Genomic DNA, 13,373 nt, shown 5'->3' on the forward strand with positions numbered 1-13,373 from the left:
ATCGCAGGAGGTCCGCATGGCGAAGCTGCTGTCCGTCAACGTGGGAATGCCCGTGGACGTCTCCTGGCAGGGCAGGACCGTCCGCACCGGCGCGTGGAAGTCTCCCGTGCCCGGCCGCCGTATGGTGCGGCGGCTGAACGTCGAGGGGGACGGCCAGGGCGACCTGGCCGGGCACGGCGGCGAGATCCGGGCCGTGCTCGTCTACCAGCTGCAGTCCTACGCGTACTGGCGGCAGCGGCTCGGTCGCGACGATCTGGCCTTCGGGATGTTCGGGGAGAACTTCACCGTCGACGGACTGCCGGACGACGAGGTGTGCATCGGCGACCGGTACCGCATCGGGGAGGCCGAGTTCGAGGTGACCCAGCCCCGGGTCACCTGCTACCGGGTCGGCATGCGCCTGGGCGAGCCCGCCATGGCCTCCCTCCTGGTCGCCCACCACCGTCCCGGCTTCTACCTGCGGGTGATCACCGAAGGGCGGGTCCAGGCCGGTGACGGCATCACCCTCCTCAGCAGGGGCCCGGGAGAGCTCAGCGTCGCCGACACCGACGCGCTGCTCTACCTGCCCGGCCGCGACCCCGCGAAGCTGCGCACCGCCCTGCGCATCCCCGCGCTCAGCCCCGGCTGGCAGCAGTCCTTCCGCGAACTCGCCGCCGCCGGGCAGCCCGGTCCCGAGCCGGGGCCGCCGGGCTTCCGGCCGATGCGTGTAGCCCGTGTCGGCCCCGAGACCCCCGACGTCTCCTCGGTCCACCTCGGTCCCACCGACGGCACCCCCCTGCCCGAGGGCCGCCCCGGCCAGTACCTCTCCCTCCGCCTCGCCGTCGGCGGCACCGCCCGCGCCGTACGCAGCTACTCCCTGTCCGCCGCACCCGCGGACGGCACCTACCGGATCAGCGTCAAGCACGAGCCCCACGGGACGGTCAGCGGCTACATCCACACCCGGCTGCGCGCCGGGGACCTGGTGGACGTCGCCGGTCCGCGGGGCACGTTCGTGCTCGAAGAGGGCACCGGTCCGGTCGTCCTCCTCTCGGCGGGCATCGGTGTCACGCCCGTGCTGGCCATGCTCCACCGGCTGGCAGCCGTACGGGACCCACGCCCCGTCTGGTGGATCCACACCGCCCACGACCGCGCCCACCACGCCTTCGCGGCCGAGGCCCACGCCCTCCTGGCGCGACTTCCCCACGCCCACGAGCACATCCACTACACCTCGAAGACACCGCCGTCCGGCGACGACCGCGTCACCCGCGGCCGACCGACCGCCGCCTCGCTGACCGCCCTGGGTGTCCCCGCCGACGCCGACGCCTACCTCTGCGGACCGACCGCCTTCATGGACGACCTCTCCGGCCACCTGCGTGCGCTCGGCCTGCGCCCCGAGCGGATCCGCACGGAGCGGTTCGGCGCGCTCGCCGCGGTCAACCCCGGCGTCACCCCCACCGCTCCGGTACGCCCGCATCAGCCACCCGGCCCCCAGGGCACCGGCCCCCTCGTCACCTTCGCCCGCAGCGGCCTCGCCACCCCGTGGTCACCCGCCCGCGCCTCGCTCCTCGAACTCGCCGAAGCCTGCTCCGTCCCCACCCGCTGGTCCTGCCGCACCGGCGTCTGCCACACCTGCGTCACCCCGCTGGTGACAGGCGACGTCGCCTACACCACCCCACCCCTCGAACTCCCCGAGCCCGGCACGGTCCTGGTCTGCTGCGCCACACCGGCCGGCGAGGTCGTCCTGGATCTGTAGAGCGTCCTCGGGCATGTTTCCGCAAAGCCCCGAGCGTTCGTACAACCATTCGCGCGAACCCGTGTGTCAACACGGGTATGACTCACAGACGAAGGAGAGGGCTGGTCGCCACCGCGCTCGGCACCGGCTTTCTCATAGCCGGCGTGGCGGGCGCCGCGCCCGCCTCGGCCGCCACGCCCGCCGTCAGCTGCACGTCCAGCAAGGCGGCTCTCGCCACGAAGCTGAAGAAGGACATCACCGCGGCCCTCGCGAACCGCAAGGGGACCATCGCCGTCGGCCTGTACGACCGTTCGACGAAGACCACTTGCACCCTGCGCTCCACCACGCACTACGACTCGGCCAGCACGGTCAAGGTGACCGTTCTCGCCACGCTGCTGTGGGACGCGAAGAAGCACAACCGCTACCTGACGACCACCGAGCAGTCGCTCGCCAAGGCCATGATCACGCAGTCGGACAACGACGCGACCAGCAAGCTGTGGAAGCAGCTCGGCCTGACGAAGATCAAGGGTTTCCTGACCGCTGCCGGGATGACGCAGACCACCCCGGGCGCGAACGGCTACTGGGGGCTGACCCAGATCGACGTGCACGACGAGCAGCGGCTGCTCGCGCTCGTCACCGCCAAGAACAGTGTCCTCAGCGACAATTCGCGGGCGTACATCCTGAAGCTGATGGGGCAGGTCATCTCCTCCCAGCGGTGGGGGACCCCGTACGGCGCCCCGTCCGGCGTCTCCGTGCACGTCAAGAACGGCTGGCTGCAGCGCGCCACGCACGGCTGGCGGGTGCACAGCCTCGGCACGTTCACCGGTGGCGGCCACGACTACCAGATGTCCGTGCTGACCCAGGACAACAGCACCATGAGCTACGGCATCAACACCATCCAGGCCGTCGCGAAGGTCGTCCACAAGGACCTCGCGGCCTCCTGAGGCGGCGGCGGTCCACTCACCGAAGTACGGCCCCGGTGGCCGGAAACCGACCCTTTCCTTCATGGGGCGGTCTCCACCCCGTCACCGACCCCCCCTACGGTGATCGGCATGCGCCTGCGAACCGTACTCGCCACCGTCACCGCCGGCCTGGCGGCGGCCACCTGTCTGTCCGCCGCCGGGTCCGCCAACGCCGTCGCGACCGGCACCGCCGCGACCAACACCGCCTCCGCTCACGCGTGTTCGTCCTCGGTCTCCCTCGACAGCTTCTCCGACGCCCTCGACAAGACGACCTTCGGCGGCTATTTCGTCGGCAACCTCTCCGCGCTCGCCGTGGACAAGGACGGCTCCCTGGCCGCCCTCGCCGACCGGTCCTACCTCTTCGACCTGGACGCGAGGACCCTCGCGCCGAAGAAGGTCGTCGGGCTCGCCGACGAGAACGGCGCCGCGCTCGACTCCGAGGGCCTGGTCGTGGACCGGGACGGCACCCGCCTGATCACCTCCGAGACCGAGCCGTCCATCCGCCGCTACTCGGTGGACGGCAAGATACTGGACCGCCTCCCCGTGCCGTCGTCGCTGCTCGTCTCCCCGGCCGGGCGGGCCACCTCCAACCAGACCTTCGAGGGCCTCACCCTCCTGAACGGCGGCCGCACCCTGCTGGCGTCGATGGAGTACGCCATCTCCGGCGACACCGCCGGGATCGTCCGCTTCCAGACCTGGCAGCGCACCAAGGGCGACCACTTCAGGCTGTCGGCCCAGTACGCCTACCGCACCGACGACCCGATCCTCGGCGTCCCCGAGGTGCAGGCGCTGCCCGACGGCCGTCTGCTCGTCCTGGAGCGCGGCTTCACCGCCGGCGTCGGCAACACCGTCCGCCTCTTCCTGGCCGACCCGCGGCACGCCACGGACACCAGCGGCGTCGAGAACCTCACCGGGCAGGCCGGCGTACGTCTGATCAGGAAGACGCTGCTCACGGACATCGCGAGCTGCCCGTCGCTGGGCGCCACGGCCAAGCAGCCGCAGCCCAACCCGCTCCTCGACAACATCGAGGGCATGGTCGTCACCGGCCACGCGAAGGGCGCGTACAAGGTCCTCCTGGTCAGCGACGACAACCAGAACGCCGTACAGACGACGCGGTTCTACCGGCTTCGGGTCCGTGTCTGACAGCTGCCGCGAGGCAGGTGGCACGGGGGGGGGCGATCTGGCCCTCGTGAAGGGACGGAACCGCGCCGAAGGCTCCCGCCAGGTACGACTTCATCAGTTCGACTTGCCGGAGGCGTTGGCGCCGAAGATTCCGATCAACGGGAAGACCGCGACCGACCGCCTGCCAGCCGCACGGGACGGGCGGGAAACGGCTCCTCGTCCCTGGGCGTCACGGAGCCCTCGGCCGACACGGAGCCCTCGGCCGACACGAAGGACAGCTCCTGCTCGTCGCGCAGGGACCGCACGTTCGCGACACGGAACCTCAGCAGCACGCTGTCCTCCTCTCCTGCCTCAGCGTAGTCGCCCTGGCTGCCGTAATTCCCCCGTCGGCAGCCCTGGCCTCGGGGAACATACCCGGTGCGACCGGTGTCGCGTGGCCGAACGAGTGATCGCGGCGCCCAGGAGCGGCCGTTCGTGACCGGGCACCGGTCGTCGCCCGCGCCGGCCGCCCTCTTACCGACATCTCATCCACCCACAGGCTGCACCCAGGATCAGCACAGTCCTCGCCCATCACCGGTCTGCATGTTGGGGTGGTGACATCTGCCACCGATCCCGTCCCCCACACGCCCGTGTCCCCCGACTGGGGTCCGCCCACGGCGGCGGCCCCCGCGGCGCCCACCGCGACTCCCCAGCCGGACAAGGCACCACGCTGGTCTCTCCCCGCGCTGATCGCGATCCTGATCCTGGCGGCGGTGCTCTACTCCTGGAACCTCTCCGGTTCCAACATGAACACCTTCTACAGCGGCGCCATCTGGGCCGGCACGAAGAGCTGGAAGGCCTGGTTCTTCGGCTCGCTGGACCCGGGCAACTTCATGACCGTCGACAAACCGCCGTTCGCGACCATGGTCATGAGCCTGTCGTGCCGGATCTTCGGCTTCGGCACCTGGCAGATGATGGCGCCGCAGATCGCCGCGGCACTCGGCGCGATCTGGATCCTGCACTCGTCCGTGAAGCGGGTGTGGGGCCACGGCGCGGCGACCGTCGCCGCGCTGGTGCTGGCGCTGACCCCGATCACCGTCGCCATCAACCGCGACAACAACCCCGACACCATCCTGGTGTTCCTGATGGTGGCGGGCGCGGCGCTCGCGCTGCGGGCCACCCGTGACGAGAAGCTGCTGCCGCTGCTCGGCTCGGCGGCCTGCTTCGGCCTGGCCTTCAACACCAAGCTGCTGGCGGGCTGGATCGCCCTCCCGGCCGTCTTCGCGCTCTACCTGTACGCGTCGAAGGCGCCGTGGGTGAAGCGCATCGTCAACCTGCTGCTGGCCGCGGCGGTCCTGGCCGTCTTCAGCTTCTGGTGGGCGCTGGCCGTGGCCCTGGTCCCGGCCTCCGACCGCCCGTACATCGGCGGCTCCACGGACGGCACCGCCTGGAACCTGATCATGGGCTACGACGGCCTCGGCCGGATCTTCGGCGGCACCGGCAACGGCGGTGGGGGCGGCGGCGGGGGCAGCTTCTCCGGCACCGCGGGCCTGGGCCGGATGTTCAACGACATCCTCGGCGGCCAGATCTCCTGGCTGATCCCGTTCGCGGCGATCGCCCTGATCGGCGGCCTGGTGCTGCGCGGGCGCGCACCGCGCACCGACCTCAGGCGGATGGGCCTGGTCCTGTGGGGCGGCTGGACCCTCCTGCACTACGTGATCTTCGCGACCGCGCAGGGCACCATGCACCCGTACTACACGACCGCGCTCGCCCCGGGCATCGCGGCACTGTGCGGCGGCGGTGGCGTGATGCTGCTTGAGGCCTTCCGCGCCGACAAGCGCTGGGCATGGGTCCTGCCGGTCGCCTTCGGCGTCACCGGCATCTGGGCGATCGTGCTGCTGCGCCGGGCGTCCGGCTGGAACACCTGGCTGTGGCCGGTCATCGCCGTGGTCATGGTCCTCGCGATCGCGGGCCTGCTCGTCTTCCGGTCCGGCAACAGGGCGCGGCTGCTCACCGCGTCCGTCGCCGCGGCGGTCGTGGCGGCCCTCGCGGGCCCGACGGCGTACGCCGCCTCGCCGGCGTTCGGTTCCTCGACCGGCGGCGGCATGGGCGGCTCCAACCCGACGGCGGGCCCCTCGACGGGCGGCGGCTTCGGCGGCGGTCCCGGCGGGGGCAGCAACCGGGGCGGCTTCCCCGGCGGCGGTGAGGGCGGTCCGGGCGGCACCCAGCAGGGCGGCCAGAACAGCCAGGCCGGCGGCTTCCCGGGCGGTGCGAACGGCGAGGCGCCGAGCGGTGGCACGAACGGCCAGGCTCCCGGCGGCACCGGCGAACTGCCCGGCGGTACCGGCACCGGCGAACTGCCCGGCGGTACCGGCGAGATGCCCGGCGGCGACACCGGCACCGGCGGCACGCGCGGCGGCTTCGGCGGCGGTGGCGGCATGGGCGGCGGCGCGTCCAGCGAGCTCATCGCGTACCTGAAGAAGCACCAGGACGGCGCCAAGTGGCTGCTCGCGGTGTCCAACTCGCAGACCTCCGCGCAGATCGAGCTGAGCGCCCAGGAGTCGGTCATCTCCATGTGGGGCTTCACCGGCTCCGACAACGGGATGACGGTCGCCAAGCTCAAGGAGATCGTGAAGAAGGGCGAGTTGCACTACATCCAGATCAGCAGCGGCGGCATGGGCGGTATGGGCGGCGGCAACAGCGCCAGCACCGCGGTGGCGAACTGGGTGAAGGCGCATGGCACGGCGGTGAAGGAGAGCGCGTACAGCAAGAGCACGACCTCCTCGTCGTCCTCCTCGTCCTCGTCGAGCACCGCTTCGCTCTACCGGCTGGACCCGTCGGACGTCAGCTGACGCACCGGCAGCACCGAGGCCCCCGACCACACGGTCGGGGGCCTCTTTTTACGTCCCGTTCACCTTCACGTCCTCATGTTCATGTCACCCTCCTTCTTGCCGCCTCGTCAACCCGCGTAGATGGGAAACTCTTTATGCTGGCGACACACATCCGGCGCTGGAAGTCGGTGGCCCTCGCGACCGCCGCCGTCCTGGTGGGCCTCACCGCCCCCGCGCTGACGGCGACCCCGGCCGCCGCCACCACGACCGCGTACGACTCGACGTACTACAAGAACGCGATCGGCAAGACGGGTACGAGCCTCAAGTCGTCCCTGCACACGATCATCAGCGCGAACGTCACCAAGCTGTCGTACTCGGCGCTGTGGGACGCCCTGAAGAAGACCGACCAGGACCCGAACAACAGCAACAACGTGATCCTGCTGTACTCGGGCATCTCGCGCAGCAAGTCCCTCAACGGCGGTGACAGCGGCGACTGGAACCGTGAGCACGTGTGGGCGATCTCGCACGGCGACCTCACCACGTCCACCGGCCCGGGCACGGACCTGCACCACATCCGCCCCGAGGACGTGGCGGTCAACGGCAAGCGCGGCAACCTCGACTTCGACGAGGGCGGCTCCACCTTCACCGACAGCGGCGGCAGCAAGGTCGACTCGGACTCCTTCGAGCCCCGCGACGCCGTCAAGGGCGATGTGGCCCGCATGATCCTCTACATGGCCGTCCGCTACGAGGGCGACGACGGGTTCGCGAACCTGGAGCCCGACGACAAGGTCGGCAACGGCTCCAACCCGTACATCGGCAAGCTCTCGGTCCTCAAGCAGTGGAACGACGAGGACCCGCCGGACTCCTTCGAGGAGAACCGCAACGACGTCATCTACAGCACCTACCAGCACAACCGGAACCCGTTCATAGACCACCCGGAGTGGGTCGACGCGATCTGGTAGGCGCCCCGGGGGCCCAGTCCTACTACTTCCCTCACACAGGTGAAGTCGATCTTGGACTCGGGCGTGTCCGAGTGACCGCCCAGGAGCATGGGGGCGCCCCGGCAGTTCCGCCGGGGCGCCCCCAACTCCCTTCTCCGGAGAGTTTCGTGAAGCTTCGCGCCTGGTCCCTCGCCGCCGCCCTCGCCCTGACCGCACTCGTCGTGCCCGCCCAGAGCGCCTCGGCACACGCGGCCGCCGCCCCCTCCTGTCCCGACGGCTCGGTCTGCTTCTGGAGCGGCGAGGGCTTCCACGGCGACTACTGGGAGTGGACGTCCCGCAGCGGCTATCGCGACATGCCGCCGAACCTCCACGACAACGTCGGCTCCTTCGTCGCCTCCACCCGCGCCTGCTTCGTCAACTGGTCCCCGGTGGAGAAGCGCGACGTCTACAACGCCGACTGGCGCTCCCAGTACGGCGGCGACTTCGGCGGGCGGATCGACGGGGTGGGGGCGGGGGGCTGCTGAGCGCTCCGCCGGAAGTGCCACGACAGGCGGCCGGTCGTCCCCTTCGGGGCGCTCAGTCCCCCAGGTGCGTCGGCGTGAACATCCGCAGCAGCGCCGGGAGTACGACCACCGAGGGGCCCGGCGCGGTGAGGGCCTTCGTCAGGTCGGTCTCCAGGGTCTCCGGGGAGGTCCGTACCGCCGGGACCCCGAAGGACTCGGCGAGCGCCACGTAGTCGGGCCGGGACAGTTCCGTCGCCGTGGCCTCGCCGAACGCGCCGGTCATGTACTCGCGCAGGATGCCGTAGCCGCCGTCGTCGACGATCAGCCAGGTGACCGGGAGGCCGTGCTGGCGTGCCGTCGCCAGTTCGGCGATGGAGTAGAGGGCGCCGCCGTCGCCGGAGACCGCCAGTACCGGGCGGGTGGGGTCGGCGGCGGCCGCGCCGAGGGCCGCCGGGAAGCCGTAGCCGAGGCCGCCGGCGCCCTGGGCGGAGTGCATGAGGTTCGGTGCCTGGGCGTCGAACGCGGACCACGCCCAGTACGCCAGGATCGTCATGTCCCAGAAGGACGGGGAGCCGGCGGGAAGGGCCCGGCGGACCGCCGCCAGCACGTCCTGTTCCAGGGTGAGCTCCTGGGCGGCGATGCGTTCCGAGACACGCGAGAGCAGGTCTCGTACCCGGTCCGGGGCCGACGGGTCCTCGCGCGGGGTCACCGTCTCCAGGAGCGCCTGCAACGCCGGCCGCGCGTCCGCGTGGATGCCGAGGGCCGGGTGGTTGGACTCCAGCTTGCCGAGGTCCGCCTCGATCTGGACGACCCGGCCGCGCGGCTTGAACGTGTGGTAGTTGGAGGAGAGTTCGCCCAGGCCCGAGCCGACCACCAGCAGGACGTCGGCGTCCTCCAGGAAGTCCGTGGTGTGGCGGTCCTCCAGCCAGGACTGGAGGGACAGGGGGTGGTGCCAGGGGAACGCGCCCTTGCCGCCGAAGGTGGTCACCACTGGCGCGTTCAGCGTCTCGGCCAGCTGCCGCAGCTTGCCGGAGGCGTCGGCCCGTACCACCCCGCCACCCGCGATGATCGCCGGGCGGGCGGCGTGCGAGAGCAGGTGGGCCGCCACCGCCGTCAGTTCGGGGCGCGGCGGGAGTTCGTCCGGGGTCGCGTCCACCGCCGTCACCACGGGCAGCGCGGTCTCGGCGAGGAGGACGTCCTGCGGGATCTCCACCCACACCGGGCCGTGCGGCGCGGTCAGCGCCGACTTCCAGGCCGCCGCGATCGCGGACGGGATCTGCGACTGGGTGCGGACGGTGTGGACCGACTTCACCACGCCCCGGAAGGAGGCCGCCTGGTCCGGGAGTTCGTGCAGAAAGCCGTGGCGGCCGCCGCCCAGGCCCGCGGTGGGGATCTGGCTGCTGATCGCCAGGACCGGCGCGGAGGCGGCGGCCGCCTCGTGCAGCGCGGCCAGCGAGGTCAGCGCGCCGGGGCCGGTGGAGAGGAGCAGCGGGGCCGCCTCGCCGGTGATCCTGCCGTAGGCGTCCGCCGCGAAGCCCGCGTTGTTCTCCACCCGCAGGCCGACATAGCGCAGGGAGGAGGAGCGGCGCAGTGCGTCGAACATGCCGAGCGCGTGCTGGCCGGGCAGCCCGAAGACGGTGGTCGCGCCGAGCCCAGCCAGGGTCTCCACGACCAGGTCCCCGCCGTTGCGGCCGGCGGGCGGATCGAGGGCGGCTGCCGTCTGCGCCTCGGTCGGGCGGAGCACCAGGTCGTGGTCGTGGGTCACTTCGAACGCGCCTCGGCAATCTGTCGGGTCATGATCGTGGTCAGTTCGTACGCCGTGTGCGAGGCCGCCACCGAGGTGATCTCGGCGTGGTCGTACGCGGGGGCCACCTCGACGACGTCCGCCGAGACGAGGTTGCACGCGGTCAGACCGCGCAGGATCTCCAGCAGCTCCCTGGACGTCATACCACCGGCCTCGGGTGTGCCGGTGCCCGGGGCGTGCGCGGGGTCCAGACAGTCGATGTCGATCGAGATGTACAGGGGCCGGTCGCCGATGCGCTGACGCAGCTGGTCGGCCACCTCGTCGGCGCCCCGGCGGTAGATGTCCGCCGAGGTGACGATGCCGAAGCCCATCTTCTCGTCGTCGGTCAGGTCCTGCTTGCCGTACAGCGGGCCGCGGGTGCCGACGTGCGAGAGCGCCGAGGTGTCCAGGATCCCCTCCTCCACCGCCCGCCGGAACGGGGTGCCGTGCGTGTAAGCGGCGCCGAAGTAGGTGTCCCAGGTGTCGAGGTGGGCGTCGAAGTGGAGGAGCGCGACCGGGCCGTGCTTCCTGGCGACCGAGCGCAGCAGGGGCAGGGCGATGGTGTGGTCGCCGCCCAGGGTCATCAGGCGGGCGCCGGTGCCGAGGAGGTCGTCGGCCGCGGCCTCGACGGTCTCGACCGCCTCGTTGATGTCGAAGGGGTTGACGGCGATGTCACCGCCGTCCGCCACCTGCGCCAGCGCGAAGGGGGACGCGTCCTGCGCGGGGTTGTAGGGACGCAGCAGCCGGGACGCCTCACGGATGGCGTTGCCGCCGAAGCGGGCGCCCGGCCGGTACGAGACGCCCGAGTCGAACGGCACGCCCACCACCGCGACGTCGGCGCGGCCGACCTCGTCGAGGCGGGGCAGCCGGGCGAAGGTCGCGGGGCCGGCGTACCGCGGGACGCGGGAGGAGTCGACGGGTCCGCGGGGCGTCTCGTTGCTGCTCATGAGGTGCTGCCCTCTTCCCTACGCTTCATCGCGTACGTACTGCTATGTGCTGCTTCTGCCTACGACTCTAGTGGGGGGGCCGGCACCGGTTCGGACACGAGTTCGGGGGCACCGCGACCCGCGAGCCGCTCGCGCCGGTTCGCCGGCACGGCACCGTCCGGCAACGCGCCGCCCGCGCCGCGCGGCTCCCGCGCTCCGACCCCGACGACCCCGATGACCCCGACGACCGGATGGAGCCAGTGATCCACGTCCCAGCGCGCGATACGCGGGGGAAGCGCACAGCCCCCTGCCCCAGAATGGAGCCATGCCGATACCCGGGACGCCCAGCCGCGCCGAGCTCGTAGAGCACCTTGTGAAGACCCGTATCGCGGGCGATGTCGCCACGCCCCGTGAGAACAACCTGCTCCACTACCGCAAGCTGGCCAACGGCGAGCGCAACTGGTGGCTGGGACTGGAACTCGGCGACCGCTGGACCGACGAGCAGGACGTGCTGGCCGTGATGGCCGAGCGGGTCGGGGTGAACGACGATCCCGAGTACCGGTACGGCCAGGACACCATCGACCCCGAGCTGACCGTGGACGGCCTGAACCGGCTGGCGGCCCGGCTGCGCAAGGCGGCCGACGGGCAGCAGCGGGTGCTGTTCGCGACCGGTCACCCGGGCGGCCTGCTGGACGTGCACCGGGCGACCGCGGCCGCGCTGCGCACCGCCGGCTGCGAGATCGTGGTCATCCCGGACGGCCTGCAGACGGACGAGGGGTACGTCATGCAGTTCGCCGACGTGGCGGTCCTCGAACACGGGGCGACGCTCTGGCACACCCACTCCGGGGAGCCGATGAAGGCGATCCTCGGCGGACTTGAGCGCGAGGGACGCCCGCAGCCGGACCTGGTCGTCGCGGACCACGGCTGGGCCGGCTACGCGGCACAGGCGGGCCTGGACTCCGTCGGATACGCCGACTGCAACGACCCGGCGCTGTTCCTCGCCGAGGCGGAGGGCACCCTGCAGGTGGCCGTACCGCTCGACGACCATGTGCTCAGCCCGCGGTACTACGACCCGATGACCGCGTATCTGCTGGCCGAGGCGGGGCTGGCCTGACAGACCGATGTGCGGCCCCCGAACGCGGGAGCCGCACATCGTGGCCTGGTCCTAGACCCTCGGTTTGCTCGTGGGGTTGCGCCTGGTCTGCTCAGCCGAACCCGAACCCGTTCAGGCCGCCGAAGCCACCGAAGCCGCCGAACCCGCCGAACCCGCCGAAGCCGACGCTGGGGACGACCACGACCGGGACGACGGGGACGACGGGGACGAACCCGAAGCTGCGGAAACCACAGTTGTTGAACCCGCCGAACCGGGAGTTGCAGCCGAAGCCTCCGGTGACGACGGTCTGGTGAGAGGAGGCGGGGGCCGCCGAGGCGGTACCCGCGGCGCCGACCGCGGCTCCACCGGCCAGCAGCAGGCCGGCGGCGGACATCGCGGCGAGACGCCTCGCGCGCTGTACTCGCATGGGAAATACCTTTCTGCCGGACATACGTCCGCTACGCGGCACGTCCGCTATGCGGCACATGCACTGTGCGGCATTTCACTCATAGAGCTTAATTCGTTACAAAGGCGACGGCACCTCGTACGGTCACCACCCGTGATCGGCCGAGCTCACGGCCCCGGAACCGGTCCGGAAAGCGGATCCGGTATCGGCCCCGGGGCGGGGTCGGGGCCCCTCGGTATCCGGTTCTACCGGGGGACGCGGATCACACCCTCCTGGATCACGGAAATGGCGAGTGACCCGTCCTGGGTGTAGATCCGGGCCTGGCCGAGTCCGCGGCCGCCGTGCGCGGACGGCGACTCCTGGTCGTACAGCAGCCACTCGTCGGCGCGGAACGGCCGGTGGAACCACATGGCGTGGTCGAGCGAGGCGCCCACCACGTCCCCGACCGCCCAGCCGCCGCGGCCGTGCGCGAGCAGGACGGAGTCCAGGAGGGTCATGTCGGAGACGTAGGTCGCGAGGACGACGTGCAGCAGGGGGTCGTCGTCGAGCTTGCCGTTGGTGCGGAACCACACCTGGCTGTGCGGCTCGCGCGGCTCGCCGTACTTGCCGAACGGCGGCTCCTCGACGTACCGCAGGTCGATCGCCTCGCGGGCCTCAAGAAACTTCTCCACGACAGCGGGGTCGAGGTGACCGTAGTCGCGGAAGCGGTCCGCCGAGGTGGGCAGGGTCGCCGGGTCGGGCGCGGGCGGCATCGGGGTCTGGTGGTCGAGCCCCTCCTCGTCCAGCTGGAAGGAGGCCGACAGGGTGAAGATCGGCCGGCCGTGCTGGACGGCGACCGCGCGCCGGGTGGTGAAGGAGCGGCCGTCGCGGATGCGCTCCACGGTGTAGACGATGGGCGCGCCCGGGTCGCCGGGGCGCAGGAAGTACGCGTGCAGCGAGTGGGCGTGCCGGTCCGCCGGGACGGTGCGCCCGGCGGCGACCAGCGCCTGGGCCGCGACCTGTCCGCCGAAGACGCGCGGGACGACGGCGGACCGGGACTGGCCGCGGAAGATGTTCTCCTCGATCTGCTCCAGGTCGAGCAGGTCGAGGAGATCACTTAGTGCCTGGTTCATGGCACCT

At 71.4% G+C, this 13,373-nt stretch carries 12 protein-coding genes; 7 read left to right on the forward strand and 5 right to left on the reverse strand.

The features are described from left to right. Positions 1–16: 16 nt before the first annotated feature. The 3 genes from OHB00_RS19710 to OHB00_RS19720 all read left to right on the forward strand — a co-directional run bounded on the left by OHB00_RS19710 (position 17) and on the right by OHB00_RS19720 (position 3,813). Positions 17–1,729, forward strand: a complete 1,713-nt coding sequence (locus OHB00_RS19710) for an MOSC domain-containing protein (RefSeq protein ID WP_406436206.1) — start codon at positions 17–19, stop codon at positions 1,727–1,729. Between the two features lie 77 nt (positions 1,730–1,806). Further along, entirely contained in the window at positions 1,807–2,652 is an 846-nt protein-coding gene (locus OHB00_RS19715; RefSeq protein WP_406436207.1) for a serine hydrolase, read from the forward strand. 108 nt (positions 2,653–2,760) lie between these two features. Next, the gene (locus tag OHB00_RS19720; protein ID WP_406436208.1) at positions 2,761–3,813 is read left to right on the forward strand and encodes an esterase-like activity of phytase family protein; all 1,053 of its coding nucleotides are present in this window, start codon (positions 2,761–2,763) and stop codon (positions 3,811–3,813) included. 134 nt (positions 3,814–3,947) lie between these two features. On the opposite strand, the gene OHB00_RS19725 is transcribed toward OHB00_RS19720, so the two are convergent. Continuing rightward, positions 3,948–4,124: a hypothetical protein gene (locus OHB00_RS19725; protein ID WP_406436209.1), complete on the reverse strand. Its 177-nt coding sequence runs from the start codon at positions 4,122–4,124 to the stop codon at positions 3,948–3,950. 261 nt (positions 4,125–4,385) lie between these two features. Here OHB00_RS19725 and OHB00_RS19730 point away from each other — a divergent pair, with 261 nt between their 5' ends. The 3 genes from OHB00_RS19730 to OHB00_RS19740 all read left to right on the forward strand — a co-directional run bounded on the left by OHB00_RS19730 (position 4,386) and on the right by OHB00_RS19740 (position 8,067). Next, the gene (locus OHB00_RS19730; RefSeq protein ID WP_406436210.1) at positions 4,386–6,623 is read left to right on the forward strand and encodes an ArnT family glycosyltransferase; all 2,238 of its coding nucleotides are present in this window, start codon (positions 4,386–4,388) and stop codon (positions 6,621–6,623) included. 134 nt (positions 6,624–6,757) lie between these two features. Then, the gene (locus OHB00_RS19735; RefSeq protein WP_406436211.1) at positions 6,758–7,564 is read left to right on the forward strand and encodes an endonuclease I family protein; all 807 of its coding nucleotides are present in this window, start codon (positions 6,758–6,760) and stop codon (positions 7,562–7,564) included. Between the two features lie 146 nt (positions 7,565–7,710). Continuing rightward, complete coding sequence (locus tag OHB00_RS19740) at positions 7,711–8,067, forward strand: peptidase inhibitor family I36 protein (protein ID WP_406436212.1); 357 nt, start codon at positions 7,711–7,713, stop codon at positions 8,065–8,067. A 52-nt stretch (positions 8,068–8,119) separates the two neighbouring features. Here OHB00_RS19740 and OHB00_RS19745 read toward each other — a convergent pair whose 3' ends face one another. Continuing rightward, a complete protein-coding gene (locus OHB00_RS19745; protein WP_406436213.1) occupies positions 8,120–9,811 on the reverse strand; it encodes a thiamine pyrophosphate-binding protein in 1,692 nt (563 codons plus the stop codon). Further along, positions 9,808–10,776: an agmatinase gene (speB, locus tag OHB00_RS19750; RefSeq protein WP_406436214.1), complete on the reverse strand. Its 969-nt coding sequence runs from the start codon at positions 10,774–10,776 to the stop codon at positions 9,808–9,810. The genes OHB00_RS19745 and speB overlap by 4 nt, the downstream gene beginning before the upstream one ends. A gap of 304 nt (positions 10,777–11,080) precedes the next feature. On the opposite strand from speB, the gene OHB00_RS19755 reads away from it, so the two are divergent. After that, positions 11,081–11,869, forward strand: a complete 789-nt coding sequence (locus OHB00_RS19755) for a phosphatase (RefSeq protein ID WP_406436215.1) — start codon at positions 11,081–11,083, stop codon at positions 11,867–11,869. A gap of 91 nt (positions 11,870–11,960) precedes the next feature. Here the strand turns inward: OHB00_RS19755 and OHB00_RS19760 are convergent, their stop codons facing one another. Both OHB00_RS19760 and OHB00_RS19765 read right to left on the reverse strand, forming a co-directional pair. After that, positions 11,961–12,275, reverse strand: a complete 315-nt coding sequence (locus OHB00_RS19760; protein WP_406436216.1) for a hypothetical protein — start codon at positions 12,273–12,275, stop codon at positions 11,961–11,963. A gap of 224 nt (positions 12,276–12,499) precedes the next feature. Then, on the reverse strand, positions 12,500–13,366 hold the full coding sequence (locus OHB00_RS19765; protein ID WP_406436217.1) for an acyl-CoA thioesterase: 867 nt from the start codon (positions 13,364–13,366) through the stop codon (positions 12,500–12,502). Positions 13,367–13,373: the final 7 nt, after the last annotated feature.

Origin of the sequence: Streptomyces sp. NBC_00631 (assembly GCF_045206895.1) — a bacterium.
Taxonomy (GTDB): domain Bacteria; phylum Actinomycetota; class Actinomycetes; order Streptomycetales; family Streptomycetaceae; genus Streptomyces.

Bases quoted from the DNA above. Each gene is read 5' to 3' on its own strand.
- OHB00_RS19755 (WP_406436215.1), top strand. From the start codon at position 11,081: ATGCCGATACCCGGGACGCCCAGCCGCGCCGAGCTCGTAGAGCACCTT.
- OHB00_RS19720 (WP_406436208.1), top strand. From the start codon at position 2,761: ATGCGCCTGCGAACCGTACTCGCCACCGTCACCGCCGGCCTGGCGGCG.
- OHB00_RS19715 (WP_406436207.1), top strand. From the start codon at position 1,807: ATGACTCACAGACGAAGGAGAGGGCTGGTCGCCACCGCGCTCGGCACC.
- speB (WP_406436214.1), bottom strand. From the start codon at position 10,776: ATGAGCAGCAACGAGACGCCCCGCGGACCCGTCGACTCCTCCCGCGTC.
- OHB00_RS19760 (WP_406436216.1), bottom strand. From the start codon at position 12,275: ATGCGAGTACAGCGCGCGAGGCGTCTCGCCGCGATGTCCGCCGCCGGC.
- OHB00_RS19735 (WP_406436211.1), top strand. From the start codon at position 6,758: ATGCTGGCGACACACATCCGGCGCTGGAAGTCGGTGGCCCTCGCGACC.
- OHB00_RS19765 (WP_406436217.1), bottom strand. From the start codon at position 13,366: ATGAACCAGGCACTAAGTGATCTCCTCGACCTGCTCGACCTGGAGCAG.
- OHB00_RS19710 (WP_406436206.1), top strand. From the start codon at position 17: ATGGCGAAGCTGCTGTCCGTCAACGTGGGAATGCCCGTGGACGTCTCC.